We start from the raw sequence: 25,901 nt of genomic DNA, 5'->3' as shown, positions 1-25,901 counted from the left end.
GAAATTCCTTTAGAATGAAGCGGGCAGCGTTGCTTAGCCCGGGGAATACTGCTATATTCCGATGTGCTACGCCGTTTGTTTACGGCCTGACAGACTCCAGTCAGAAGCCGGAGCGGTTGCAGTATACCGACACTACTTGCGAGTTTGAATTGCAGTGGCTTGCAAGCTTGAAATGAAGCAGCTCTTTAGTTTGAAGTGCAATAGCAATGCCGGGCTCTTAATTATTACAGCCTCGGCAACGAAAGACTCCCCACACCCCGGTGCAGAACCAACATTGGCTGCCAACCGGCACGGGAGCCGGAACAAACCTTGCGGAACACCGCCGGGGACGACATAACGAAGATTCATTGCCACGCAAGGCCGGGCCGTCCAGTTTACGAATACGACGTAAGACCAAGCACTTGTGTGAACCTGAAAACGGATAACATGCGCCTACAGACAATCACCAGAACCGATCCTTTCCTGCCCGCGGGCACCGGAATCATCGGCGGTGGTCTAGAACCAACAGAGTTGGGTCCCGCAAGGGCTTGATTCGTCTGGCAGCCTCCACTTCGCTAATGCCTTTCTCGATGGTTTTCTGTTTAAATCAAACGACAGGAATTCATCCTTTCCATGAAAAGAATGCTTATAAATGCAACTCATCCCGAAGAGTTGCGCGTCGCCCTGGTTGACGGCCAGCGTCTATTTGATCTCGATATAGAATCCAGCTCGCGCGAGCAAAAAAAGGCCAATATCTACAAGGGTAAAATTACCCGCGTAGAGCCCAGCCTGGAAGCCGCATTTGTGGATTTTGGTGCTGATCGTCACGGTTTTCTGCCGTTAAAAGAAATTTCCAAGGAATACTTCAAAAAATCTCCCGGCCAGATCGAAGGCAAGGTCAACATCAAAGATGTGATCGCCGAAGGCCAGGAAGTGATTGTCCAGGTAGACAAAGAAGAACGCGGCAACAAAGGCGCAGCGCTGACCACCTATATTTCGCTGGCTGGCCGTTACCTGGTGCTGATGCCCAACAACGCCCGTGCCGGTGGTATTTCCCGCCGAATTGAAGGCGAAGAACGGGCCCAGCTTAAAGAAGCCATGAACCAGGTTCAGGTACCCAAGTCTATGGGTATCATTGTTCGCACCGCAGGCATTGGCCGCAACAGCGAAGAGCTGCAATGGGACCTGGACTACCTGGTACAGTTCTGGGAAGCCATTACCCAGGCCGCAGGCGAGCGTAAAGCACCCTTCCTGATTCATCAGGAAAGCAACGTGATTATCCGCGCCGTGCGCGATTACCTGCGCCAAGACATCGGCGAAGTGCTGATTGACGCCGCCGCCGTGCACGAAGACGTGTTGAATTTTGTGCGCGCCGTCATGCCTACCTTTGAAAACAAAATCAAACTGTACAGCGACGAAATCCCGCTGTTCAGCCGCTACCAAATCGAAGGCCAAATCGAAACCGCCTTCCAGCGTGAAGTAAAACTGCCGTCTGGCGGCTCTATCGTGATTGACCCGACCGAAGCGCTGGTGTCTATCGACATCAACTCCTCGCGGGCCACGAAAGGCCACGACATAGAAGAAACGGCGCTGCAAACCAACCTGGAAGCCGCTGAAGAAATCGGCCGCCAGCTACGTCTGCGGGATATGGGCGGCTTGATTGTTATCGACTTCATCGATATGACCCCGGCCCGTAACCAGCGCGAAGTAGAAAACAAAATGCGCGAAGCCCTGGAAATCGACCGCGCCCGTGTTCAGGTCGGCAAGATTTCCCGCTTTGGCTTGCTGGAAATGTCGCGCCAGCGTCTGCGCCCGTCACTGGGAGAAACCCGCAGCGAAGTCTGCCCGCGCTGTGAAGGCCAGGGCACCATTCGTGGTATCGAATCCCTGGCGCTGAGCATCATGCGCCTGATTTACGAAGAGTCTTCCAAAGACAAAACCGGCGAAGTACGTGCCGTTGTGCCGGTATCTGTGGCTACCTTCCTGCTGAACGAAAAGCGCAAGCAGCTGGCGACGATTGAAGCCAATCAGGAAGTATCGATTGTTATTGTGCCGGTTCCGCAAATGGAAACCCCGCACTTTGAAATCATCCGCATGCGCGACGACGAAACCGGTTCCGAGCACGTATCCAGCCATCAGGTGGCTCAGGAATACAGTGAGCGCGAAGAGGAAGTCGCTGACGTGACCGTGCAAGAAAAACCCGTGCGCGAACAAGCCGCCGTAAAATCTGTGCGCCCCGCCTCGCCCGTGCCTGTGCCTGCGACAAAACCGGCAGCAACACCCGCTAAAGCCGCCGCAGAGAAAACCCGTGACGAAGGCATGTTCAGCCGTTTGGGCCGTAAAATTGCGCTCTTTTTCAACGGTGAAGAAGAAAGCCAGCCTGCTGCTGATAGCAGCAGTAACCGCAACGCCAAACAGGCAGGCGGCGACGACCGCTCCAGGCAGCGCCCCACGTCAAGCCGTAATGATCGCCAAGACCGTCGCAAAACCCGCGTCGCCCGTGACGACCAGCAAGACACCCGAAGCCGTGGCGAGCGCAGCAGTAGCAGCAGCAGCTCCGGGTCCAGCAATCTCAGCGACGATAACCGAAGCAATCGCACCGACGACAGCCGCAGCCGCAGCAACCGCGGACGAACTCGCAGTGAAGGTCGCAGCGAAGACAAAACCAACGCTGGCAGCCAGAACAGCAATGCTCAAAGCAGCAGTGCCCAGAGCAGCAATTCACAGAGCAGCAGCGCCCAGAGCAATAATGTACAGAACGGCAACACCCAAAGCAGCGGCAACGACACGCGCCGCGATGGTCGCCGCGACAACCAGAATCGTAGCCGCTCCAATCGCGATTCAAGTCGTGACACAAGCCGCGATGGCAATAAGCCAAACGCTGAACAGGCGGATCAGAAGCCGGCTATAGAGCAGAAATCGGCAGAACTCCGCAGCTCAAGCCCAAGCCCAAGCTATAACGACCAGAACGATGCGCAAAGCCCCGCAGTCGCAGGCAAAGCCGGTGGTGACGAAAAACGCCGCAGCAAGCCTCGCCGCAGCCGTGGCCGTGATGGCTCACCGGCGGAGAAACCGGTATCAAACCCGGCTGAGCGCAAGGCAGCTCGCAGTGAAATTCATCAGCAAGACACGCAGCCGGAAACCCGTGACGCAGAAGACCGCGCCAAAGCGAAGGCCAAGGCCGCTGAGAAGCCCGCAGATGCTCAGGTACAGCCTTCAGCTGCTGCAACGCCTGCAGAGCAAGCAGCGCCGCAGGTTGCACAAAACCCGGCCGATGCATCGCCTGAAACAACCAGCGAGCAGCCCGTTGCAGCCAAGCCGGTAGAACAATCGCCAGAGCCAGAGGTAAGCAAACCAGCCTTGCCTGCATCCGAAGTGCCTGTTGAGGCAGCCGAGGAAAGCGCACATGTTTCTGCTGCCAAAGCCATACCTTCCCGGATAGATGCCTACAATGGCGGCACCCGAAAGGCGGCAGACAAGGCCGAAAAAGCCGACGCACCTGAGGTAGACAGCCCGGACACAGATAGCGCACCGGTCGACGCTGTCGAGGCTGAAGCCCCCAAAGCTGAGACTCATACCGCTGAGGCCACGCCGGCCGACGCAGAGGACGAAAGCGCGGATAAGGCAACCAAGCCAACCCGTAAGCGCACCCCTGCCCGCAAAGCCAAAGCGACGAAAACAGAACCCGCTAATGAGCAAGAGCCGCAGCCCGCAAACACGGACGCCAGCGACAACAATGCAGCTAAAGCCGACACTGCTGCAGAGCAGCCAACAGCAGTAGCACCGGTAGCCGACGCAGCATCCGAAACCCCGGCAGCACCCGTAGCACCAGGCCGCGCTTATAACGACCCACGTGAAGTACGTAAGCGCCAGCGCGCAGCGGACGCTGCCAAAAATGGCGGGAGCGAGTAATTATGCTGAACGACGCTGACATTGAAGCCCTGGAAGAAATTCTGTTTGCAGAGCCCTGGGGTGAAGACGCAGTAGACTTCTTCGGCTTCCACGGTTTGGTGTGTGCCAGCGTTGTAGGACCAGTAGACTTCTCGGTAGACGAGTTGTTTCTGCTGGCCACAGGCGTTGACGCCCTTCCTGGCGGCAAGGTGCCAGACGTGTTCAGTCGCTGTGTGCAGAAACTGAGCGGCGCCATGGCCAACGCGCTGGATATGGGCCTGGCCCTGGAACTGCCCGAGCCCGAAGACGATGACCCCATGAACGCACTGGAAAACTGGTGCGCCGGTTTCATCGAGACCTTTATGGAACGGGAAGACGCCTGGATGGAAGCCGCCAGCGAAGAAGAAGTGGGCGATTTGATTCTGCCCATGCTGGCGCTGTCGGGCTTATTCGAAGATGAAGATTTCCAGAACGTGCGCGACAGCGAAACCCTGTCGACACAGATGGCAGAAGCGATCCCCGATTCGCTCACCGACCTGTACTTGCTGTTCCACGCGCCGGACTGATTCGGCGCGTTAAGCTATTGCGTTATCGCGCCCACGCTTATAAAAGCGTGGGCGGCAGAATTAAAACGCGATGGGTTGTTTGAAATGATGCCAGACGGGTGAAAGCCCTTCTGGCATTTTTTGTATGCGTCCCAGCTCTGCCCAAGGCGCCTTAGGCGTATGAAAGTCACTGCCCTGAGATGCCCACAATCCCTCGCTTTGGCAAAGCTGCGCCAGAAAGTTCACATCAGACGCCGTTTGGCCCGGACTGCACAGCTCCATACCACGGCCAGCTGCACGGCGAAAATCCGCCACCAAGGCCCGCAGTTTGGTCGCGCTCAAGTCGTACTTACGCGGGTGCGCCAGCACCGCTATACCGCCAGCGTCGTTTACCCAGCGCACCACTTCTTCCAACTCCGGCCAATACGCTTTTACATCTCCCGGCTTGCCTGCGCCCAAGTGACGCTTGAAAGCCTGTGCGATATTCTTTACCACACCGGCATCCACTAACGCCTGGGCAAAATGTGGGCGCCCAGGCACATCGCCACCGGCGTGTTTGGTCGCGTGTTCTAGCAGATTATCAACCTTCAACCTGGCCAGACGCTCTACAATCGCGCCGGCACGGGCGTGGCGATTGGCATTCTGCTGCTGCAATCGCGCAAGAAACTGCGGATCATCCTCGGCAAAGTCCAGGCCTACAATATGAATGGTATGGCTTCTCCAGGCGCAAGACAGTTCAACGCCGGAAATCAGCTCAATATTGTAATCCTGAGCGGCAAGGCGCGCCGACCTCAAGCCGTTAAGGGTATCGTGATCGGTTAAGGCCAGATGGCTAACGCCCTTCTCATGCGCCCGGGCCAGCAAATCAGCGGGGCTTAGGGCGCCGTCTGAGGCAGTGCTGTGGCAATGCAGGTCGATGCACAACGGTGATTGTTGCGGTATAGTCGCGTCATGCTGCTGAGTTGGCTGTTGCTGCATAATGGTCACAAGCATTCCTGATTACGGGGAAGGGTAAAAACGAAAAGCGACCCACTATAACAGCCATCACCGATACGACCGAATCTAAACGCCGAATCTAAACGCCGAATCTAAACGAAGAGCGCTCCCTTATGTACTACGCTATTATCAGTGAAGACATCAATGACAGCCTGGCACTTCGCCAAAGCGCCCGCCCGGCTCACCTGGAACGTTTGCAGGCACTGGCCAATGAAGGCCGCTTATTGGTCGCTGGCCCGCACCCGGCCATAGACACCAATGACCCAGGCAATGCCGGCTTCAGTGGCAGCTTGGTGATAGCCGAGTTTGAATCACTTGAACATGCGCAAAGCTGGGCAGACGCAGACCCTTATGTCAGCGCCGGAGTTTACCAGCAGGTAAAGGTCAAACCGTTCAAACCGGTATTGCCCTAGTGCTCTGCAATCAATGTCGGATAAAAGTCGCCATGAGCGTTTGGTAATGAATACACGCTTGATCGACAAAGCCAGTGTGCCAGAATTACGTTCTTATCCATTTTTTGTTCAAACAGAAACTTTCAGGAACCCCGCCCAGTGACCCCTTTTCGTCTGCTTGTTGTCCTCGTTTTTGTGTTCTCGTCCATTGCCGCGGCCCAGGCCCGAACTGTGTGGGTAGACGACAAAATCTACCTGCCGGTGCGCTCTGGCGCAGGCAGCCAGTTCCGGATCATTGAGAACGCCGTTCCCAGTGGCACCGCTATGGAGCTGTTGGAATCCGACCAAAATGGCTACAGCAAAGTACGCACCACCAAAGGCACCGAGGGCTGGGTGTCCAGCCAGTATCTGAGCTCGACACCGATTGCCGCAACACAGCTCAAAAAGGCGCGTCAGGACCTGGAAACCGCACAGGCAGAAGTACGCCAGATGCAGGACGTACTGGCAAACGTGACCGGTGAACGCGACAACCTGCAAAATTCTGAAAGCAGCCTGGCTGACCGCTCGTCCGAACTTATGGCTGAGCTCAAACGTATCAGGGATATTGCCGCCAGCTCGATTAATCTTGAGCGCCGCAATGGCGAGTTGCTGCAAGAAAATCAAAAAATCCGTAATGAACTGGAAGTACTGACCGCTGAAAACGAACGCATGGAAGCCGGTAAGGAATCAGATTTCATGCTGCTCGGCGCCGGCTTGGTGCTAGGCGGTGTGTTGTTGGCACTGCTGATACCGATGCTAAAACCCACCCGTAAAAGTGACAACTGGGCCTGACTGCTATGAGGGAATATTCAGAAAAGCGTGATTTTCATCGAATGCAGGTGAACACGGATATTGATATTATAGACAGTAACGGGAATACCTTTGCCGGCGTGTGCCGTGACCTGAGCGCTTCGGGAATGCAGATTCTGGTTGCTCAGCGAATGGCTGTAGGCTCTGAGCTGCGCACCACCCTGCACCCCACCAGCGACAAGTTTCCGCCATTGGAAACCCTGTGCGAGGTGCTGCGCTGCGAGCCCGAAGGTGATGGTTTTTTGTTAGGTGTGAACATTGCCGAAGTGACTGACTAGCAATACACGGAACCAAAAGATAGGGACAGACTTGAAGTCTGTCCCTGGTTCGAATGTCCCCGATTCGTAGTCTGCCAATCAGAACAGCGCTTTTTCCGACACAATAATGCCGTTGTTGTCAGCGTACACAAAATGCCCCGGGTGGAAGGTAACGCCACCAAAGGTCACGGCAATGTTCAGATCGCCAACATCACGCTTTTCCGTTTTGCGCGGGTGGGTGCCCAAGGCTTGCACCCCAAGAGCCGTTTTGGCAATCACGTCGGCGTCACGGATACAGCCATAAATAATCAGCCCGGCCCACCCGTTACTGGCCGCTTTTTCCGCCAGCATATCCCCCAGCAGCGCGCTACGCTTTGACCCACCACCGTCGACCACCATTACCCGGCCAAGGCCCGGTAAGCCTACCTGCTGCTTCACCACCGAGTTATCTTCAAAACACTTCACGGTAACAATCTCGCCGCCAAAGTTGTCGATGGCGCCAAAATTGCGAAACCCCGGTTCAACCACCTGTACTTCCGGAAATTCGTCGCACAGATCGGGGGTTATAACGGCTATGACGGTTGCGGTGGCCACGCGGCCAACATCAGACACCTTCTCAGACACGATTTGTTCACTCCTTTTATCAGTGTGGGTCCGCTCTAATGTATCGTGATAGAACCAGACACGCCGCCTGCATCGATTGCGGGTGCAATGAATGCGATGCAGGCGGCGTCTACTCATCAGTCTGGTTTCTGATCTGCTAGAAAGAACCAGGTATCCAGCACCGAATCCGGGTTTAAAGACACGCTGTCGATGCCCTGTTCCATCAGCCACTTGGCAAGGTCTGGATGGTCAGACGGGCCCTGCCCACAAATACCAATGTACTTACCGGCTTTCCGGCAGGCCTGAATGGCGCTCGACAAAAGCACTTTTACCGCGTCGTTACGCTCGTCAAACAAGTGGGCAATAATGCCGGAATCCCGGTCCAGGCCCAAAGTAAGCTGGGTAAGATCGTTAGAACCGATAGAAAAGCCGTCAAAGTGTTCCAGGAACTGATCCGCCAGCAGAGCGTTACTGGGCAGCTCGCACATCATGATCACCCGCAGGCCATTCTCGCCCCGCTTCAGACCGTTCTCCGCCAGCAAATCCATAACCTGAGCCGCTTCGCCTACGGTGCGTACAAAAGGAATCATCACCTCTACGTTGGTGAAGCCCATTTCGTTACGCACCCGCTTCATGGCACGGCATTCCAGCTCGAAACAGTCGCGGAAGGTTTCAGAGATGTAGCGCGATGCACCGCGGAACCCCAACATCGGGTTTTCTTCATCCGGCTCGTAAAGCGCGCCGCCAATCAGGTTGGCGTACTCGTTAGACTTAAAGTCTGACATGCGCACAATCACTTTCTTGGGTGCGAACGCTCCTGCCAGGGTCGAAATACCCTCCACCAGCTTGTCAACGTAAAAATCCACCGGCGAGGCGTAACCAGAAATACGTTTGTCGACCGTCAGCTGAATATCCCGCGGCAGAGTGTCGTAGTTCAACAGCGCTTTGGGGTGAACACCAATCATCCGGTTGATGATAAATTCCAGACGGGCCAAACCAACGCCTTCGTTTGGCAGCGCCTGAAAATCGAAGGCGCGGTCCGGGTTGCCCACGTTCATCATAATTTTGAACGGAATATTGGGCATGGATTCTATGGTGTTTTCGCGCAGCTCAAAGTCGAGCGCACCCTCATAAATAAAACCAGTGTCGCCTTCAGCGCAGGAAACCGTCACTTTCTGGCCATTGCTCAGCAAGTCGGTGGCATCGCCACAGCCAACCACCGCAGGAATACCCAGTTCACGGGCAATAATGGCCGCGTGGCAGGTACGGCCGCCACGGTCGGTAACGATGGCAGAGGCGCGCTTCATCACCGGCTCCCAATCTGGGTCGGTCATGTCGGTAACCAACACATCGCCGTCTTGCACCTTGTCCATTTCATTGATGCTGGTGATGATTTTCACCGGGCCGGCGCCAATCTTGTGGCCAATGCTGCGGCCTTCCACCAGCACCTTGCCGGTCTCTTTCAGTAGATAGCGCTCCATCACGTTGGCAGAAGCACGGCTTTTTACGGTTTCAGGGCGCGCTTGAACAATGTAAATACGGCCATCGTCGCCGTCTTTGGCCCATTCGATGTCCATCGGACGCTGGTAGTGATTTTCAATAATCATCGCCTGCTTGGCCAGCTCTTCCACTTCCGCATCGGTAATGCAGAAGCGGCCACGTTCGGCGGCATCCACCTTCACGGTTTCCACAAACTCACCCTCGGTCGGGTTTGTGTGATAAATCATTTTGATGGCTTTGCTGCCCAGGTTGCGGCGCAGCACCGCAGGGCGGCCAGCGGTCAGCGTGGACTTGTGCACGTAAAATTCGTCAGGGTTCACTGCGCCCTGCACCACGGTTTCGCCCAGCCCATAAGAGCCGGTGATAAACACCACACCGCGGAAACCGGATTCGGTGTCCAGAGTAAACATAACGCCGCTGGAGGCCGTCTCACTGCGCACCATTTTCTGGATGCCTGCCGACAGGGCAACCAGTTTGTGGTCGAAGCCATGGTGAACACGGTACGAAATCGCGCGGTCGTTAAACAAAGAGGCAAACACTTCTTTCACCGACGTGCGAATCTTGTCCAGACCCACCACGTTCAGGAAGGTTTCCTGCTGGCCCGCAAACGAGGCGTCTGGCAGGTCTTCCGCGGTGGCGGAGGAACGCACCGCCACCGCCATTTTAGGGTTGCCGTTTTGTAGCTGGGCATAAGCTTCAGCCAGTGCATTATCCAGCACGGCGGGGAAAGGCGTATCAATCACCCATTGGCGGATCTTCGCGCCAACGCGGGCCAGTTCGTTAACGTCGTTAACGTCCAGCGCGTCCAGGGTTTCATCAATTTTGTCTTTCAGGCCATTGGTCGCCAGAAACTCACGGTAGGCATGAGAGGTCGTCGCGAACCCGCCCGGCACAGTCACGCCAGCATTGGCGAGATTACTGATCATTTCACCGAGGGAAGCGTTCTTTCCGCCTACCCGGTCCACATCAGACATTCCCAGGTGTTCAAACCAAATGATGTAATCGTGCAAAATGCATCTCCCTTGAGTCGGTTTTGCGGAGTGTCGAATGTGGGGTGTCGGATTTGGAGTGTATAATACTGGAACTTGTGGCAATTACCTAGGGAACCGCTCCAACGTCAACTACCCCGCCCTAAAGGACGGGGCTTGTTAGAGAACACCCTGCAAGCCAGGTTGACCAGGGAAAGCGGACACCAACCCGCTATGTTTATCACAGGTCGATAAGACTCACCGCCGAATGCTTCCTCAGTTCGGCGCTCTGGAAGACTGGGATCGCGCTGGCGAAAGGCAAAGCGCCGAAGGTTCCGGTCGCCGCGCAAGCGGGAGCCGGTGATAGACATTCCCGAGGGGAGAGAGGCTTCGGCCTCCGTTACAAGGCCCGTAAGGGCATTCATTGAAAGGAAAACGATGTCGGTCTTCGTATTGGATAGACGCAAACAACCCCTGATGCCGTGCACCGAAAGGCGTGCGCGGCTTCTGCTCGACCGTAGGCGAGCCGTGGTGGTGCGTGCGTATCCGTTTACGATCCGGCTCAAAGACCGTACCGGTGGCATCACACAGCCGGTCCGTATCAAGATCGATCCCGGCAGCAAAACCACCGGGATTGCAGTGGTGAGAGAGAATAGCCAGAAGCAACACGTTCTGGCCTTGATGGAATTAGCCCATCGCGGCCGCCCCATCAGCAAGTCTCTGGATCAACGCCGGGCGTTTCGCCGCCGGCGTCGCAGTCAGCTGCGTTACCGGGCACCCAGATTCTTGAATCGAACCAAGCCGAAAGGCTGGCTAGCTCCGAGCCTCCAGCATCGGGTCGATACCACCCGAAGCTTGGTGAATCGGCTTCGATCTCTGGTGCCGGTTGTGTCTATCAGCCAGGAGCTGGTTCGATTCGATACGCAAAAGATGGAAAACCCGGAAGTCAGCGGTGTCGAATATCAGCAGGGCACCTTGCTCGGCTACGAGGTCCGCGAATACCTTCTGGAGAAGTGGGGGCGCGAATGCGCTTACTGCACCGACAAAGACACACCGCTGCAAATTGAGCATATCGACCCAAAAGTTAACGGTGGCTCGAGTCGCATCAGCAACCTGACCTTGGCGTGCCGGCCGTGCAACCAAGAGAAAGGCAGGCAGCCTCTGGCTGATTTCTTTGCATCGTCCAAGCGGCTGAAGAACCACCAGGCCAGGCTGGATCGCATCCTCAAACAGTGCAAAAAGCCCTTAAGAGACGCTTCAGCGGTCAACTCCACCCGGTGGACTCTGTATCAGACACTGAAGCAGACGGGCCTGCCGGTTGAAGTGGGTACCGGCGGCCGCACCAAGTTCAATCGCTGTCGATTGCGCATTCCAAAGACTCACGCGCTGGATGCGGCTTGCGTCGGAGAAGTTGAGATCGTAGAGGGTTGGGACGTTCCAACCTTGGCAATCAAAGCCACTGGGCGCGGCAGCTATAAGCGCACACGCTTAACGAAGCACGGTTTCCCTCGTGGATATCTGATGCGACAGAAGCAAGTACAGGGGTTTCAAACCGGAGATATGGTGCGCGCCGTTGTGCCTTCGGGTCTAAAAATGGGCACCTGGCTGGGCCGGGTCGCCGTTCGCAAGACCGGCAGTTTCAATATTCAGACAAACAGTGGTGCCATCCAGGGAATATCCCATCGCCACTGTGTTTTAACCCAACGAGCGGATGGCTACGGCTATCACATCCAACCCAACCAACCAAAGGAGGAGGGAGACAGGAAAAACGAGTCGCGCTAACGCACGACGCGCTATCCCTCCCCGACCTGAAGGACGGGGGTATCCCGCGCAAAATGATGAAACGCACCGCATTCTTTCTGTCAGACGGAACAGGCCTGACTGCCGAAGGGCTAGGACACGCGCTGCTGGCTCAGTTCGAGAAAATCGACTTTGAACGCATCACCGTTCCTTATATTGATGACGAAAACAAAGCCCACGAAATTGTGGAGCGCATCAACCTTGCCGCTGAAAACGACGATGCCCGTCCCCTGGTATTCGACACCATTGTAAACAGCGATATCCGCAGAATTGTGTCTACCGCAAACGGCTTTATGGTGGATATATTCGGAACGTTTTTAAACCCGCTGGAACAGGAACTGCAGTCTGCATCTTCCTACACCGTGGGCAAATCACACTCCATTGTGAACGGCGACAATTACGAACGCCGTATAAACGCAGTGAACTTTGCACTGGATAACGACGACGGCGCGCGCATTCGCCATTACGACGAAGCCGACCTGATTCTGGTGGGCGCATCCCGCAGCGGCAAAACACCCACGTGTTTATATCTGGCCCTGCAATACGGCGTGAAAGCAGCCAATTACCCGATTACCGAAGAAGACCTGACAGACCAGCAGCTACCAAAGGCACTGCGGCCCCACAAACAGAAAGTGTTCGGCCTGACCATCGAGCCGGAACGGCTGGCCACCATTCGCAACGAACGCAAGCCAAATTCCCGCTACGCGTCTATCAGCCAATGCATGCATGAAATTGAGGAAATAGAACTGATATACCGCCGCGAGCGCGTGCCGTATCTAAACACCACGGCTTACTCGGTGGAAGAAATATCGACCCGCATTATGGTAGCAACCGGGCTCAAACGAAATCGCTGAACCCGGTTGCTTCTTTGCTAAAGCCCGCTTTACAGCTCCTGAATACCCAGGCCCAACTGTTCCACCAGCGCTCGATTGTCGGCGCTGGTGACCACCGCAGTGCTGGCTTTTTCTGGCGCCAGCCAATCTGCAGCCACCCGTTTCAGGTCGTCAATCGTGGTTGCAAGAACCCGCTCGCGGAAACGCCCACGCTGCTCGGCGCTGCGGCCAAACAAGGCACTGTGAAACGCATGGCGCGCTGCGCCGGCCGGCGAGTGGGGTTTGTCCAGCTGGCCGATCACGCCCAGAATAGACTCTTCCAAATCTTGATAGCTGTGATCGGTTTCCACCAACCACTCCAGAGCCTTGTCAAAATCCGCCAGGGTATCGGCCAGGCGCGGGTCGCGGTAAGAAAAGAACTTGAACGTGCCGTTCACGCTGTCCTGCGCTGCACCGCCGCCATAAGCACCGCCTTTCTCGCGGATAGCACGATGCAAATAACCGTTACGCAAGAATCCGCCCAGCACCGTCAACGCGGCCGCATCCGGGTGATCAACCGCCACCGTCGGATAGGCCTTGGCGCAGAAGTTCACCTGGGTTGAAGTCAGCCAGGCTTCATGGGTGGTGTAATTCACCGGCTCCATGCGCCACGCGTTGTCTGGCGCAGACTCCGCGTTTTGCCACAGGCCTTTCACATCGTCCAGCATCGGCTGCAGTTGCTCGTCTTCACCAATCAACAGGAACTGGCGGCTTTGCTTGCCAACCTTCTGATGCAAATCCGCCAGCTTTTGGCAGAACGCCTTCAGCTCGGACGGCTCTTTCAGGGATTTATCCAATGATTTGGTGCGGCGAATGGCTTCCAGCCCGCCCAGGCGGAAACTCAACCAGGCACCCGGGCTCATGCCCTGGGCCGCGGCGCTCATGGCCAACGCATGGCCACTGCCAGTAACGGCTTGCTCACGACGGGCGCGAATCTGGGCAATAATTTCCGCAATGCGGCCGGTTTCATCAAAACGGGCGTTGCTGTAAACGTCTTTCAGCAAACGCGCCAGAGCGTCACTGTTGCGCGCCAGGGCCTTACCGCTGAACACCAGGTAACCGGACATATCCTGCACGTTGTCAATCTTGCCCTTGCTGACAAAGCTGGCCGAAATGCCGCCAGTCTCTGCGGAGATGCGGTCCTGCATCTGCAGGTAATCCAGCTCACCACAGCCCACTTCTGAAATCAGCGCGGTGTAATAAGGCATCAGCGCCAGCTCTTCTTCATTCAACGACGGCAGTGGCAATACCACCTGTTGATAAACCAATCCGTTGGTACCGCGGGCATAGACCGTGGCCGACAGGTCGCCATCAAAACGACCTTCTGGCTCTGGCATCTGCAGGGGCACATCGGTCAAATCCACCTTCGGCAGAATTGAATCGTCGTCTTTGCGGGTTTGTCGTTCCTCCAAAGCCTGGGCGCGCTCAACGATCTGTGCTGTTTCTTCGTCGCTCAGCTTGGCCTTGCGCTGCGCCAGGGCCGCACGGATAGACTCGGTACGCAGGCCTTCCAGCTTGTCGTCCGGGCGCAGGGTCAAGGTTACCCGGTGCGGGTTGTCCAGCAGCTTGCGACGAATCAGGTTCGGCACAAACTGTGGGTCCTGAATTTTCTCCCGCAGACGAGCCAGAACCGGCTCCAGATCCAGCAGATCCACCGGGTCACCACCGTGCACCATTGGCGAAATAGCGGACATGATCAGCTGCAAACCGTAGGGGAAACCGTCACCGGAAATTTCGCGCTGGTGCAGTTCCAACTGATGCAAAATCGCTTCCAATCGTTCACTGCTAACGCCGTCGTCAACAACCTTCTTCAAGGTGTCTTCAATCAGCTGCTCAAGCGCTTGTTGCTGCGCAGGCTCGCTGCCTTCTATACCGCACACGAACGTCATTTCACGGTTGGAATCTTCCAGCCCGCACAAAGGCGAAGGCGCCTGGCCCAGCTCGGTGGTTTCCAAAGCGCGCATCAGCGGTGAGGCGCTGTTATCCAGCAGCACCGAAGACAACAACTGGCCTTCCAGGTTTTCTTCCAAGTCAAAACTGTGGCCTAACAGCCAGCCCATCACAATATGAGTTTTGGCTTCCGTTGGTTCGCCTTCGTTAACGGCGTAAGCCTGCTCTACCCGCAGCGGCGCGAACATGCGTTTTTCATCGTAAACCGGAAGCTTTACATCCAGCTTGTCAAAACGCTTAAGCACCAGCTCTTCGAAGCGCTCCTGATGCTCAACGGCCGGAATATTGCCGTAGGTCGCAAAAATCGCGTTGCTGGGGTGGTAATGGTGCTTATAGAACGCCAACAGGTCGTCATAGGACAAATCGGTAATGTGATCCGGCTCGCCACCGCTGTTGTAATGGTAGGTCGTGGTGGGAAACAGATGGCTGGACAGATTCTGCCATAGCTGAGACGTGGCCGAACTCATAGCGCCCTTCATCTCGTTGTAAACCACACCGCGATAGACCAAATCGCTGGTCGGATCTTCCGGCTTGTCGAACTCCAGGCGGTGGCCTTCCTGGGCAAAATCCAGTTTATCCAGCTTGGAGAAAAACACCGAATCCAGATACACGTCCAGCAAGTTGTCAAAATCCTTGCGGTTCATGCTGGCAAACGGGTACGCGGTCCAGTCGCTGCTGGTGAAGGCGTTCATAAAGGTATTCAGCGATCGGCGAATCATCATAAAGAACGGATCGCGTACCGGATAACGCTCGCTGCCGCACAGTGCGGTATGCTCCAGAATGTGAGCCACGCCGGATGAGTCCATCGGAAACGTCCGCAAAGCCACGAAGAACACGTTTTCATCGTTGTCTGCGGCCATGTGCAAGTGGCGCGCGCCCGTCTTTATATGGCGGTATTCTTCAACATCCAGATTCAGGGTGCCGATGTGGTGGGAACGGATTTTTTCAAACGCCGGGTGCATTGCGTTGTCAGATGTTGCAGCCATTCAAACTGTCCTGTTGTTGACTCGAGAAACGAATCGAGAGATGAATCGAGAGTTAAACCGAGAGTTAAACCGAGAGTGAACCAATTATGGGTTGCGCGGTAAAATCGTTACACACTGGCACTGTTGCAAGGTGATACGCTATAAACAGATACGATGTAAGAAGCGCAAAGGTACAGCGTAACACGGCTTATCCGTTATCATGCAGCACACCCGGTGCAACAAGGTTATTGCTATCACTATGGGCACAATAGAAAATACCTCCGGCAACTCCGCAGACTCAAAAGCACCAAAACCGTCCCCGGCATTGAACACCAGTCAGGCGCCTGGCGACCCAATTCCGGCCCGTGAAGTCGCCGCTTACTGGGATGAGCGCAGGCGCTACTGAAAAGCATCCGCAAAACACCGGGCGGTGCGCCATCACTACTGGCGAGCCATGGCGGTTTATCTGTTGCGGCGGGTATTGTGGTCATTCGGATTTTTCCCGGTGTTTTTCGCCTTCTGGATTCCGCTGGTGCTGGCCCAATTTAATCCGGTTGTGCTGTCCAATGATATGATTGCGCTGTTGCAGGACTTCACCGACAGCAATCCGGAACTTCAGGCCAACACCCTCAGCACCTTGGTGATCGCCTGGGCGTCTATCGGCGGCTTCTTTTTGATCTTTGATTTTGTACTGTCGCCGTTCCGCTCGCCCTATGAATACGAAGCCGACGTATACATGCGCGCCTGGGAGCATCAGTACAGCACAACCGACGCGTCACTCAGCACGTCGCCCACCACATCACCAAGCACACTTTCCAGTAGCACTGGATCTAATAGCCTATTATCTAAAACACCCTCCAACACTGCGGAAGTTCCATGAATCACCTGTTTATAGACAACCTCACCGTCATCGACTTCGCCTACCTGGACGCAACCCGCGGCTTAGTGGGTGAAAGCTGGATTGCCGACATTGTTCTGGGCGGCGAACTGGACGAACAGGGCATGGTGTTCGATTTTTCACACGTCAAACGGGTGATCAAGCAGGTGATCGACGCGCAGGTAGACCACCGCTTGGTGGTACCCAAAGGCCACCCGGGATTGCTGCGGAATGACCAAACACCCCAGCACTTTGTATGGCCGCTCACCAACGGCGAACAGATCGCCCACACCGGCCCGGATGAAGCCGTGCTTTGGCTGGCCGGCGAGACCGTCACCAAAGCGGCTGTTGCGACCCTGCTGGAACACGAACTGAAAGCCGTACTGCCAAACAACGTGATCTCCGTAGACGTACACCTGCGCGAAGAAGTGCTCGAGGGGCCTTACTACCATTACGTGCACGGCCTGAAGAAACACCGGGGCAACTGCCAACGCATCGCCCACGGTCATCGCTCGCCCATTTGCATCCACCGCAACGAACAGCGAGACACAGCCCTGGAAGCCCTCTGGGCCAAACTCTGGAAAGACATCTACGTGGGCACCGAAGAAGACATCAGCCGCCGCTTTGTGGACGACAATGGCGCCGAATACATCCACTTCGAATACGAAGCCAACCAAGGCGAATTCGCCCTGACCCTGCCCGCCAGCCGCGTGTACATGATGGACACAGACACCACGGTGGAACTGATCGCCGGGCACATCGCCGATCAGCTGAAGCAGGAGTTTCCTGAAGATTCGATTCGGGTGAAGGCGTACGAGGGTGTTGGAAAAGGGGGCATGGCGTCGCGATAAGCCAGACGGGGACGGAGCCAGAAGGGGACGGATTTCAAATCCGTCCCCTTTTAGATAGAAGCCTGGGGACAGATTTCAAATCTGTCCCCAGGCTTGACCCTGTATTACAGGCACAAAAAAACCACCCGAAGGTGGTTTTTCTGATGGCTTGCCGGTGGACTAAACCTGCAAGCCGTATTGGCGTCCCCTAGGGGGTTCGAACCCCTGTTGCCGCCGTGAAAGGGCGGAGTCCTAGGCCGCTAGACGAAGGGGACTAGAAAAAAATTGGTGGAGCCAGACGGGATCGAACCGTCGACCTCAACACTGCCAGTGTTGCGCTCTCCCAGCTGAGCTATGGCCCCCAACGGATGCGTATATTAAGGATCGACCCCTGAGCCGTCAACCCTTTTCTGTCACTTTTTTCAGGTGTGTCGAAAACCGCCGGCATCCCTGCCGCTCGCGTTTAATAATTAAACAAATAGCGCTTACCGATTGAACAGATTGATTATTCAGCAATCAACGCAGCGTATTCTTTCTCTACCTTTTTGGTTTCCTTCTTGGAGAAACCACCCAAAATTTCCAACCCATGGCGCAAACGCGCACGGGTCATGTCTGGCCCCAACTGTTCCATAGAGTCCATCACCGACCAGGAATTCGGCGTACCGGCAATCGCCACGAACACAGCGAACATGAAATCGCCCATTTTCAGGTCCATCGCCTTGGCCAGGAACTTCACATCGGCAAATATGTTGTCTTTACTCCAGTGGCGCTGAGCCTCCAGTTGCCACAACGTAAACTGCAGTACCCGCTTCACCTGCCCTTCTTCCAATTTGTTGTGGGCGAAGCTCTCTGGCGTCAACGGCAACATGCCGCTGAACATGAATTGGGCTATGGGTGCTACATCCGAGAACACGTCGGCACGGCCCTTCACAAACGGCACCAACGCCGCCAAATCGTTCTGATTAAACCACCACTGACTCATGCGCTGCAGAAACTGCTCGTCGCTGAGCTCTTCCCGCAGCCACAGGCCATTCAGCCAGCGCAGTTTCTCGACATCAAACACCGGGCCACCCAGCGACACTCGCTGAATATCAAAATCACTGATCATCTCGTCCAGAGTGAACTTCTCGCGCTCATCCGGCATCGACCAGCCCATGCGGCCCAGATAATTGGTCACCGCTTCCGGCAAAAAGCCCATGCGTTCATAGAAATTGATGCTGGTAGGATTCTTGCGCTTGGACAGCTTGCTCTTGTCCGGGTTACGCAGCAGCGGCAAGTGGCACAGCACCGGCATGTCCCAGCCGAAATACTCATAAAGCAGCTTGTGCTTGGGCGCCGAGTTAATCCATTCCTCACCGCGCAGCACGTGAGTGATTTCCATCAGGTGGTCGTCCACCACGTTCGCCAAGTGGTACGTGGGCATGCCGTCAGACTTCAATAGAATCTGACAGTCCACCTGGGCCCAGTCGATCTCGATGGTACCGCGCAACATATCGACAACTTCGCACACGCCGTCATCGGGCACTTTCATGCGAATGACATAGGCATCGCCCGCTTCCCGGCGACGATGCACCTCTTCCGGTGACAACTCCAGGTTGCCCTTAATGCCCGGATTCAGGCCCGCGGCCTTGCGTTCCTCACGAATCACATCCAGCTCTTCAGGCGTACGAAAGCAATAGAACGCGTGACCGGCCGTAACCAGGTCTTCCGCGTACTGGGCGTAAGAATCCTTGCGCTCCGACTGGCGATAAGGGCCGTGGGGGCCGCCCACATCGGGGCCTTCATCCCAGTTCAAGCCAAGCCAGCGCAGCGCAGTCAGAATTTCCTGTTCGGATTCCGGTGTACTGCGGGCCTGATCGGTGTCTTCAATGCGCAAAATAAACTGGCCACCGTGCTGGCGCGCGAAACACAGGTTGAACAGGGCCACGTAAGCGGTGCCAACGTGCGGATCGCCAGTGGGCGACGGGGCAATTCGGGTACGTACTAAAGTCATGGGTGATTCCTGAAATAAATTCCCGAGAATAGCCTGGGAATAAGAGCATTAGAGAATAAAATAAGAGCATTAAAGATTAGAAAGTGGCCGTTAATCGTCAGTTATTCCCCATTATAACGACCAAACCGGCAAACCGCATTGTCACCAACGCTTTCGCTTCAGTCGGCATTTGCGTCGCACCTCGTTATGTAATATTATAACATTCTTAAAGCGATCAACGGCTCACCCGCCGCCTACCCTGACAAACCTGAATGGAACACCAAGCCATGAACACCCAACTGCACCTGCCCCGTGCCGCTTTTATGACCGGCCTGCTAACACTCGCCGCTGCCCTACCCGCAGCCGCAGCCGCCGACACAAACATAGTCACCTCCATCAAACCGCTGGAACTGCTGGTACGCGCCGTGGCCACCGATGACGTCACCGTTACCAGCCTTGTCGCCCCGGGCGGCAGCCCGCACAACTACACCCTGCGCCCGTCCCAACGCCGCGCCCTGGAGCAGGCCGATGCCATCTTCTGGGTAGGACCGGAGGTGGAAAGCTTTCTTACCCGCCTACTGGCCAATAACGAATTCAGCGGCAGAACCCATCAGTTGATGGGCCAGACGGACAACCACACTGAAGAAACTCCCTACGCCGACGATGATCAAAGCCGTGAGCATAATGACCATCTCGAACACCAGGCTGACGAAGAAAAACACAGTGGTCACAGTGACGAAGACGAACACAATGATCACACTGGCAAAGAAGAACACAGCGACCACAGCGACCACAGCGACCACAGCGACGAGCATGCCCAGGCTGATGATGAACACAATCACGACCACGGCACGGGTGACGACCCACACATTTGGGTAGACCCACAACACGCCCTTGAAATGGCCCGCGCCATTGCACAAACACTGTCAAAACTGGACAGCACCAACGCCCAGGCCATCCAGCAAAACCTGCAAGCGTTTGAACAACGCGTGAATGCCCGCGAAGCCAGCATCCGCGAGCAACTCGAACCGCTGCAAAACCGGAACCTGTTCTCCTACCACAGCGCCTTTACCCGCTTCGCCGAACACTACGGCCTGCAACTGCAAGGCGTGCTCACACTAAACCCGGCACTCAGCCCCGGCGCCAAACACATCGCCGAAGTACAAAACCAGCTAAAACAAACCGGCAGCGCCTGCCTGCTCACCGAACCCCAGTTCAACACTCAATGGTGGACAAGCATTACAGAGGGCCTAGACATCACCTTCAGCACCTGGGACCCACTGGCCACAGACATACCCGCCACGCCCGAAGGCTATGAGCAGTTCCAACAAAGCATCGCCGATGCCGTGCTGAACTGCCGCTAGGACAAGAGAACGAACCAGGGGACGGGTCAGGGGCGGATCAGGGGACGGATTTCAAATCCGTCCCCGTCTTAAGCTCTACCTCGGGACCAGGGGACAGATTTGAAATCTGTCCCCGCTGTTCCGGCTATAAGCTTTATGAGAAACTGCTCCCCCAAAAAGGAGCCTCAACCATGCCCGAGCACAGCCCATCACCCAATCACCACCCCGCCACCCGCATCATCCACAACCGGCGCCATCGGGACCAGCAAGGCAGCCCTTACTCGCCGGTGTACAACACCACCACCTACCGTTTCGACACCACCGCCGAACAGCTGGCCGTGGTAAAAGGTGAACACGACGGCAACCTGTACACCCGTTGGGGCACCAATCCCACCATTAAAGAGCTGGAACAAGGCCTGGCGCAGCTGGAATCAGCACAGGCCGGATTGGCGTTTGCCTCCGGCATGGCGGCCATCTCCGCCACCCTATTTGCCCATGGCCGCAACGGCATCGTATGCGTGGGCGATCTGTACGGCGGCACCCAGGAACTGCTGATGAATCATTTCGAGCCCCTGGGCATTCCCTTTATCTTCCTTCTGAACCAACAGCTGGATGAGCTGGAACAGCATCTAACCAAGCCCGGCATGCTGGTGTACTGCGAAACCCCGGCCAACCCAACCATGGCCATATTAGACATCGCCGACCTGGCCCGCCGTGCTCACGCCAAGGGCGCCTTAATGGCCGTCGACAACACCTTCGCCAGCCCCATCAACCAGCGCCCGCTGGAACTGGGCGCCGACCTGGTCATGCACAGCGCTACAAAATACCTGGCCGGCCACAGCGACTTAACCGCCGGCGCCTTCATGTCCAGCGCAGAACTCGCCAAACCCGTGGCCGCCTGGCGCAAAAGCCTGGGCCAGATACTGGCACCGGAAATGGCCGCGCTTCTATCGCGCAGCCTGCGAACCCTGCACGTACGAGTCCGCCAGCACAACGAAAACGCCATGGCCGTCGCCATTGCCATGGAAAAACACCCGAAAGTCAGCCGCGTACTCTACCCCGGCCTGCCAGATTTTCCCGGCCACCAACTCGCCAAACAACAAATGCACGGCTTCGGCGGCATGCTCAGCATTGATGTCGTAGGCGGCGGCAAAGCCGCAGAATGCGTCGAAGACCACCTGCAAGTCTTCCTGCTAGCCACCAGCCTGGGCGGCGTAGAAAGCCTGGTCAGCCAGCCAATCGCCACCAGCCACTACCGCCTGACACCCGAAGACCGGGCACAAAGGGGAATCAGCGATGGCTTACTGCGATTGTCAGTGGGGCTTGAAGATGCGGGGGATTTAATTGCGGACCTGGAGCAGGCGCTGGACAGCTTGGCGGAGTGACCCAAACATCATCACGACAGATGGAAATGTAATTGAAGCAGTGGGCGCTCAGAGCTATCGCCAGCAAGAAATTTCCATCATCGACAGACCACGTCACTTTAATGTACTATGTACACGTTCTGACGCATCAATCGAAGGTCATACACCGCGTGAGTCATGCTATTGAGTTTATTGAAACACCGACATTTACCCGGCAAATACAAGTGATTGCAACGGACGATGAACTTAAGGATCTCCAACGCACGTTGATTGCTCAACCAGACAAAGGCGATCTGATTCAGGGCACTGGCGGACTACGCAAGATACGCATGGCTCTGGGTAATCAAGGGAAAAGCGGCGGTGCTAGGGTTATTTATTTCCTGGCCTCCGCGGAGATCATTTACCTAATATTAGCGTATCCTAAAAGCACTAAAGACAGCTTGACGCCGGCCGAGAAAATCACATTGAAAGCGCTGACTCATCAATTAAAAGGGGAGGTTTCCAAATGAGCATCTTTAACGAACTCCAGACATCCTTGGAAGAAGCCATCAGTATAAAGCACGGCAAAGCTCAGGCCTCCCGAACAACTCGCCACGAAGTGGCCGATGTGAAAGCGATACGAGCTGCATTGCATGTTTCGCAAGCGGAATTTGCAAAGGCCATGGGTACTAGTGTCGATACCGTAAAAAGCTGGGAAACTAAACGCCGCAATCCCACAGGCCTCGCGGCTAAAGTACTTGCAACGATTCAGGACAACCCGGCTTATTTTAGCGAACTATCATCCCACTGATCGTTCAAGTTCGTTTTCCTGGGGACAGATTTATAAATCTGTCCCCTTTTCGGGTTTCCGGTGTTCCCGGCACGTCACTCAGCAATCACCACCCTAGATTCCGGCTTCGCCTTCAGCGCTTGCTCAAACACAACTTTTAACGCCGCCTTAGCACCCTCATCACCGTGCACCAGCCGAATTTCCTTGGGCGCATCGGGAATGCCCAACACGAAATTCAACAAGTCACTTTGCCCGGCGTGGGCGGAGTAGCCGCCTACTTGGTGAATGCGCGCGCAGATGGGGTAACGTTTATCGTCAAGTTCCACCCATCCAGCCTGATCCGGTGTTCGCACGCCGGCGTTACGGCCATATTTCAGAATATCCCGCCCTGGCGTACCCGCGGCCTGATAGCCCACGAACAACACATCGTTGCGGGCGTCGCCAAGCATGGCTTTCAGGTAGTTCACCACCCGGCCACCCGCGCACATACCAGAGCCCGCCAACACCACCGCCGGACGTTTGAAACTGGCCAGGAACTCCACAGCCTCAAGGTGGTCAGCATGGCTGTTAATCAGCGTAAGCTGGTCGAAGCCCAGCGGGTGCCGCCCTTGACTCAGTACTTCCTGGGCCTCCGCATCCCACATGGGTTTTAACTGGCGATAGATACGCGTGAACTCTGCCGCCAAAGGCGAGTCCACCACAATCTCCAGGTCCTGCCATTGCACACCCGGCGCCACCGATTCACCACCAAATTCATGAATCAAACTTTCAATTTCATACAGCAAATCCTGAGTTCGGCCAATACTGAACGCCGGTACAATCACCGTGCCACCATCCGCCAGGGCGCTCTGCAGCACTTCCTTTAACCGCAAACGCCGGGTAGTACGGTCTTCGTGATCCTTATCGCCATAGGTGCTCTCAATCACCAACCGATCAGCCCGTTCTGGCGACGCCGGGGCCGTCAGCAACGGCGCATGGGCAGCGCCTAAATCACCACTGAACACAATGCGCTCAGTAACCGGCCCAGCTTGTTCACTCCCACCCTCGCTTTCGTGTTCACCATCGTGCGCCCTATCATGCTCTCCATCACATTCTGCCGCCGTAACATCACACTCTACATACGCCGAGCCCAGAATGTGACCTGCCGGCTGAAAACGAATACCCAGAGAGCCTCCGGTTTCGTTATCCGCCTCAAACACCGAATGCCACTGCCCATAAGGCACCGGCACCAGGCGCTGGCGAATCAGCCCCAGCACTCGCTCAATCAACGCCCTATCCCGCGTAAAACCAATCTTCAGCGCGTCTTCCAGAATTTCCGGCAACATAATGGCTGAAGGCTCAGAGCATATAATCGGCCCGTTAAACCCCGCCGCCAGCAAATACGGTATGCGGCCAACGTGGTCAATGTGCACGTGGGTAACCACCAGTGCGCGAATGTGATCAATGGGAAAATCGATAGCGAGGGCGGCAATACCTGCCGAAGCAGGGACAGATTGATGAGCTAAAGGGGGGGCAGATTTAGAAATCTGTCCCCGTGCGAGCCTGCCGGCGGCGTCTGCGCCCTGAAACAGGCCGCAATCAATCAAAATACCGGCGGAAGGATGCAACCGACCAGGGGGAGTAATACTCAATTCGTGGCAGGAGCCAGTAACGCCAGAGACGGCGCCGTGGTGGGAAATATTGATCATAACAACCTCCTTGTTGCCGACTCCAGAAGCCGGCCAGCAAGGGACAGACTTAAAGTCTGTCCCTACTTTGGACTGGAACTCCACTTAGGGCTCTTTGTACATTTGGGCTATCGTTGCTACTGGCAGGAACATTCGTAGCGGATGCGATGGCAAGCATTGAAACCCAAAACTGTTATACAGCGTTTGTCTTCGAGCTACATCAGCCGAGTTTCCACAATCGAGAACATCAAGTAGAACCATCGCCGTTCCTACCCTATATGAAGCGATGTAAGCGCCTTTGAGCGCGTCGGCAAGGAGCAAACCGCCTAATCCCTGGCTTTGAGCGGAAGATGTAACCCCCATCATGCCTATGAACGCTGCGGGTACTTTCCCGTCGGGCAACGCATATCGCCGGTAGCGATTATGAAGGTCACCATAATCCACGCTATGTGCGTTGATCGAATAGAAGCCGAGAATTTCTTCGGGATTATCATTGGGACTTGTGGCTACAAATATCCTCGCCGTTCCTCCTTTCATAAGCTTCCCTGCTGTTTTCTTCAGGAAGTTATCAACTTGTTCAACGCCAGACCCAAAAGCCGCTCGATCGTGTTTATTCACGTCGAGCGGCTCAATAACTATTTCACTCCGCATCAGCGCAAAACCACCCTCTGATCATATTGAATAAAGGCGGCACGCAGTTTTTCCGTTGGGGTGGGAGGGCTCTTCAAGGCATCAAAAAAGGCATGATGATCCTCGGGTTTTAGATGTGTCACCTCATGGGCCTGTATCGTGGCAATGGCACGCTGATAAACGGCATCGATTGCGAACGCCGACACATCCTGACCTGTCATCGCTGCTGCACGTTCAACCATTTTTTTGATATGTTCAGTTGTACGAAAGTTAAAGCGAGCGGTGTTACGCTTCCCAGCCTCTGGGCTGTCTTTTGAAGTCGTTGAAGCCAACATGCGATACTCCTTTTAGATTTCAAAATACATGGTAAATTGTACGCCTTATGGGCGTACAATTCTAGTTCGAGAAAATCTTCAGGCTCACCAACGAACCGGACGAACCCAGCACATTGCCAAAACGCACCATCGAGAACACCGTACCGCTCTGGCGCTGAGCTAACCCCTGCAACACCAGCTCCGCCATGCGCTTACTGGCGCCCATCACATTGGTCGGGCGCACCGCTTTGTCGGTTGAAATCAGCACAAAACGTTCAACACCCGCCGCCACCGGCGCCGGTCACCATCACCGAACGACCGAACAGAGATGAGGCCGCCTGGGCGTTGTCTGGCCGCACCGGATCACGCCCCAGCAGGTCTTCGATTTCCAGATCGCGAATGTCATTAATGCGCGCCTGGCCGGCAATCACTTCGCTAAACGACGGCACCGTTTGCACCGGCAATTCCAGCTTTTCAAGCTGCGTCAGCAACTCGCGACGGTTCACGGCCGGCGCCGTAGTGGGAAATATTGCTCATAGCAACGTCCTTGTTGGCGGTTGGCGGTTGC

The 25,901-nt window shown here is 55.7% G+C and carries 22 protein-coding genes, 2 tRNA genes and 1 pseudogene; 14 read left to right on the top strand and 11 right to left on the bottom strand.

Translation table 11 applies throughout. The features are described from left to right. Positions 1–612: 612 nt before the first annotated feature. The gene (gene rne, locus MELB17_RS18115; protein WP_007351780.1) at positions 613–3,891 is read left to right on the top strand and encodes a ribonuclease E; all 3,279 of its coding nucleotides are present in this window, start codon (positions 613–615) and stop codon (positions 3,889–3,891) included. Between the two features lie 2 nt (positions 3,892–3,893). Continuing rightward, complete coding sequence (locus MELB17_RS18110; protein WP_007351779.1) at positions 3,894–4,436, top strand: YecA family protein; 543 nt, start codon at positions 3,894–3,896, stop codon at positions 4,434–4,436. 60 nt (positions 4,437–4,496) lie between these two features. On the opposite strand, the gene MELB17_RS18105 is transcribed toward MELB17_RS18110, so the two are convergent. Further along, positions 4,497–5,408, bottom strand: coding sequence for a PHP domain-containing protein (locus MELB17_RS18105; RefSeq protein WP_007351778.1), 912 nt, complete (start codon positions 5,406–5,408; stop codon positions 4,497–4,499). 116 nt (positions 5,409–5,524) lie between these two features. On the opposite strand from MELB17_RS18105, the gene MELB17_RS18100 reads away from it, so the two are divergent. From MELB17_RS18100 to MELB17_RS18090, 3 genes are all read left to right on the top strand, one after another. Continuing rightward, positions 5,525–5,824: a YciI family protein gene (locus tag MELB17_RS18100; RefSeq protein ID WP_007351777.1), complete on the top strand. Its 300-nt coding sequence runs from the start codon at positions 5,525–5,527 to the stop codon at positions 5,822–5,824. 138 nt (positions 5,825–5,962) lie between these two features. Continuing rightward, a complete protein-coding gene (locus MELB17_RS18095; RefSeq protein WP_007351776.1) occupies positions 5,963–6,634 on the top strand; it encodes a TIGR04211 family SH3 domain-containing protein in 672 nt (223 codons plus the stop codon). Positions 6,635–6,639: 5 nt separating this feature from the next. After that, positions 6,640–6,930, top strand: coding sequence for a PilZ domain-containing protein (locus MELB17_RS18090; RefSeq protein WP_036185443.1), 291 nt, complete (start codon positions 6,640–6,642; stop codon positions 6,928–6,930). A gap of 78 nt (positions 6,931–7,008) precedes the next feature. Here the strand turns inward: MELB17_RS18090 and rraA are convergent, their stop codons facing one another. Beyond that, a complete protein-coding gene (gene rraA / locus MELB17_RS18085) occupies positions 7,009–7,485 on the bottom strand; it encodes a ribonuclease E activity regulator RraA (protein WP_227498963.1) in 477 nt (158 codons plus the stop codon). Between the two features lie 164 nt (positions 7,486–7,649). Continuing rightward, positions 7,650–10,022: a phosphoenolpyruvate synthase gene (gene ppsA / locus MELB17_RS18080; RefSeq protein ID WP_007351773.1), complete on the bottom strand. Its 2,373-nt coding sequence runs from the start codon at positions 10,020–10,022 to the stop codon at positions 7,650–7,652. A 396-nt stretch (positions 10,023–10,418) separates the two neighbouring features. Between ppsA and iscB the strand changes: the two genes are divergently transcribed. Beyond that, complete coding sequence (iscB, locus tag MELB17_RS18075) at positions 10,419–11,762, top strand: RNA-guided endonuclease IscB (RefSeq protein WP_083796431.1); 1,344 nt, start codon at positions 10,419–10,421, stop codon at positions 11,760–11,762. A 56-nt stretch (positions 11,763–11,818) separates the two neighbouring features. Then, on the top strand, positions 11,819–12,634 hold the full coding sequence (locus MELB17_RS18070) for a pyruvate, water dikinase regulatory protein (RefSeq protein ID WP_007351771.1): 816 nt from the start codon (positions 11,819–11,821) through the stop codon (positions 12,632–12,634). Positions 12,635–12,663: 29 nt separating this feature from the next. Here the strand turns inward: MELB17_RS18070 and MELB17_RS18065 are convergent, their stop codons facing one another. Next, the gene (locus tag MELB17_RS18065; RefSeq protein ID WP_007351770.1) at positions 12,664–15,588 is read right to left on the bottom strand and encodes an insulinase family protein; all 2,925 of its coding nucleotides are present in this window, start codon (positions 15,586–15,588) and stop codon (positions 12,664–12,666) included. 199 nt (positions 15,589–15,787) lie between these two features. On the opposite strand from MELB17_RS18065, the gene MELB17_RS25805 reads away from it, so the two are divergent. Genes MELB17_RS25805 through MELB17_RS18055 form a run of 3 tightly spaced genes read left to right on the top strand, consistent with a single transcriptional unit; the run spans position 15,788 to position 17,295 of the window. Continuing rightward, on the top strand, positions 15,788–15,973 hold the full coding sequence (locus MELB17_RS25805; RefSeq protein ID WP_007351769.1) for a hypothetical protein: 186 nt from the start codon (positions 15,788–15,790) through the stop codon (positions 15,971–15,973). Between the two features lie 48 nt (positions 15,974–16,021). Continuing rightward, positions 16,022–16,447, top strand: coding sequence for a hypothetical protein (locus tag MELB17_RS25800; RefSeq protein ID WP_007351768.1), 426 nt, complete (start codon positions 16,022–16,024; stop codon positions 16,445–16,447). Next, positions 16,444–17,295 (top strand): 6-carboxytetrahydropterin synthase, encoded by an 852-nt coding sequence (locus MELB17_RS18055; protein ID WP_007351767.1) that lies wholly within the window; start codon positions 16,444–16,446, stop codon positions 17,293–17,295. The genes MELB17_RS25800 and MELB17_RS18055 overlap by 4 nt, the downstream gene beginning before the upstream one ends. Positions 17,296–17,473: 178 nt before the next feature. Here MELB17_RS18055 and MELB17_RS18050 read toward each other — a convergent pair. From MELB17_RS18050 to gltX, 3 genes are all read right to left on the bottom strand, one after another. After that, a tRNA-Glu gene (locus MELB17_RS18050) sits at positions 17,474–17,549 on the bottom strand. Positions 17,550–17,560: 11 nt separating this feature from the next. Continuing rightward, a tRNA-Ala gene (locus MELB17_RS18045) sits at positions 17,561–17,636 on the bottom strand. 143 nt (positions 17,637–17,779) lie between these two features. Further along, complete coding sequence (gltX, locus tag MELB17_RS18040; RefSeq protein WP_007351766.1) at positions 17,780–19,267, bottom strand: glutamate--tRNA ligase; 1,488 nt, start codon at positions 19,265–19,267, stop codon at positions 17,780–17,782. 266 nt (positions 19,268–19,533) lie between these two features. On the opposite strand from gltX, the gene MELB17_RS18035 reads away from it, so the two are divergent. From MELB17_RS18035 to nadS, 4 genes are all read left to right on the top strand, one after another. After that, positions 19,534–20,610 (top strand): zinc ABC transporter substrate-binding protein, encoded by a 1,077-nt coding sequence (locus MELB17_RS18035; RefSeq protein WP_198136518.1) that lies wholly within the window; start codon positions 19,534–19,536, stop codon positions 20,608–20,610. A 170-nt stretch (positions 20,611–20,780) separates the two neighbouring features. Continuing rightward, positions 20,781–21,974 (top strand): trans-sulfuration enzyme family protein, encoded by a 1,194-nt coding sequence (locus MELB17_RS18030; RefSeq protein ID WP_007351764.1) that lies wholly within the window; start codon positions 20,781–20,783, stop codon positions 21,972–21,974. Positions 21,975–22,006: 32 nt separating this feature from the next. After that, entirely contained in the window at positions 22,007–22,462 is a 456-nt protein-coding gene (locus MELB17_RS18025) for a type II toxin-antitoxin system RelE/ParE family toxin (protein WP_007351763.1), read from the top strand. Then, on the top strand, positions 22,459–22,743 hold the full coding sequence (gene nadS, locus MELB17_RS18020; protein WP_007351762.1) for a NadS family protein: 285 nt from the start codon (positions 22,459–22,461) through the stop codon (positions 22,741–22,743). The genes MELB17_RS18025 and nadS overlap by 4 nt, the downstream gene beginning before the upstream one ends. 74 nt (positions 22,744–22,817) lie before the next feature. On the opposite strand, the gene MELB17_RS18015 is transcribed toward nadS, so the two are convergent. The 4 genes and pseudogenes from MELB17_RS18015 to MELB17_RS26370 all read right to left on the bottom strand — a co-directional run. Then, entirely contained in the window at positions 22,818–24,410 is a 1,593-nt protein-coding gene (locus MELB17_RS18015; RefSeq protein WP_007351761.1) for an MBL fold metallo-hydrolase RNA specificity domain-containing protein, read from the bottom strand. Positions 24,411–24,494: 84 nt separating this feature from the next. Then, a complete protein-coding gene (locus tag MELB17_RS18010; RefSeq protein ID WP_227498960.1) occupies positions 24,495–25,007 on the bottom strand; it encodes a hypothetical protein in 513 nt (170 codons plus the stop codon). Positions 25,008–25,039: 32 nt separating this feature from the next. Beyond that, on the bottom strand, positions 25,040–25,354 hold the full coding sequence (locus MELB17_RS18005) for a DUF1778 domain-containing protein (protein ID WP_007351759.1): 315 nt from the start codon (positions 25,352–25,354) through the stop codon (positions 25,040–25,042). Positions 25,355–25,433: 79 nt separating this feature from the next. After that, a pseudogene (locus MELB17_RS26370) lies at positions 25,434–25,839 on the bottom strand (polysaccharide biosynthesis protein); the annotation flags it as partial. Positions 25,840–25,901 lie beyond the last annotated feature (62 nt).

It is taken from the genome of Marinobacter sp. ELB17, from assembly GCF_000169375.1.
Classification (GTDB): domain Bacteria; phylum Pseudomonadota; class Gammaproteobacteria; order Pseudomonadales; family Oleiphilaceae; genus Marinobacter.
This window is presented reverse-complemented; position numbering and strand designations above follow the sequence as displayed.

Coding starts and splice junctions, on each gene's coding strand:
- MELB17_RS18030 (WP_007351764.1), top strand. CDS start 20,781: ATGCCCGAGCACAGCCCATCACCCAATCACCACCCCGCCACCCGCATC.
- MELB17_RS25800 (WP_007351768.1), top strand. CDS start 16,022: ATGGCGGTTTATCTGTTGCGGCGGGTATTGTGGTCATTCGGATTTTTC.
- MELB17_RS18090 (WP_036185443.1), top strand. CDS start 6,640: ATGAGGGAATATTCAGAAAAGCGTGATTTTCATCGAATGCAGGTGAAC.
- MELB17_RS18015 (WP_007351761.1), bottom strand. CDS start 24,410: ATGATCAATATTTCCCACCACGGCGCCGTCTCTGGCGTTACTGGCTCC.
- gltX (WP_007351766.1), bottom strand. CDS start 19,267: ATGACTTTAGTACGTACCCGAATTGCCCCGTCGCCCACTGGCGATCCG.
- nadS (WP_007351762.1), top strand. CDS start 22,459: ATGAGCATCTTTAACGAACTCCAGACATCCTTGGAAGAAGCCATCAGT.
- MELB17_RS18070 (WP_007351771.1), top strand. CDS start 11,819: ATGAAACGCACCGCATTCTTTCTGTCAGACGGAACAGGCCTGACTGCC.
- MELB17_RS18055 (WP_007351767.1), top strand. CDS start 16,444: ATGAATCACCTGTTTATAGACAACCTCACCGTCATCGACTTCGCCTAC.
- iscB (WP_083796431.1), top strand. CDS start 10,419: ATGTCGGTCTTCGTATTGGATAGACGCAAACAACCCCTGATGCCGTGC.
- MELB17_RS18105 (WP_007351778.1), bottom strand. CDS start 5,408: ATGCTTGTGACCATTATGCAGCAACAGCCAACTCAGCAGCATGACGCG.
- MELB17_RS18100 (WP_007351777.1), top strand. CDS start 5,525: ATGTACTACGCTATTATCAGTGAAGACATCAATGACAGCCTGGCACTT.
- MELB17_RS18005 (WP_007351759.1), bottom strand. CDS start 25,354: ATGTTGGCTTCAACGACTTCAAAAGACAGCCCAGAGGCTGGGAAGCGT.
- MELB17_RS25805 (WP_007351769.1), top strand. CDS start 15,788: ATGCAGCACACCCGGTGCAACAAGGTTATTGCTATCACTATGGGCACA.
- MELB17_RS18035 (WP_198136518.1), top strand. CDS start 19,534: ATGAACACCCAACTGCACCTGCCCCGTGCCGCTTTTATGACCGGCCTG.
- MELB17_RS18065 (WP_007351770.1), bottom strand. CDS start 15,588: ATGGCTGCAACATCTGACAACGCAATGCACCCGGCGTTTGAAAAAATC.
- MELB17_RS18110 (WP_007351779.1), top strand. CDS start 3,894: ATGCTGAACGACGCTGACATTGAAGCCCTGGAAGAAATTCTGTTTGCA.
- rne (WP_007351780.1), top strand. CDS start 613: ATGAAAAGAATGCTTATAAATGCAACTCATCCCGAAGAGTTGCGCGTC.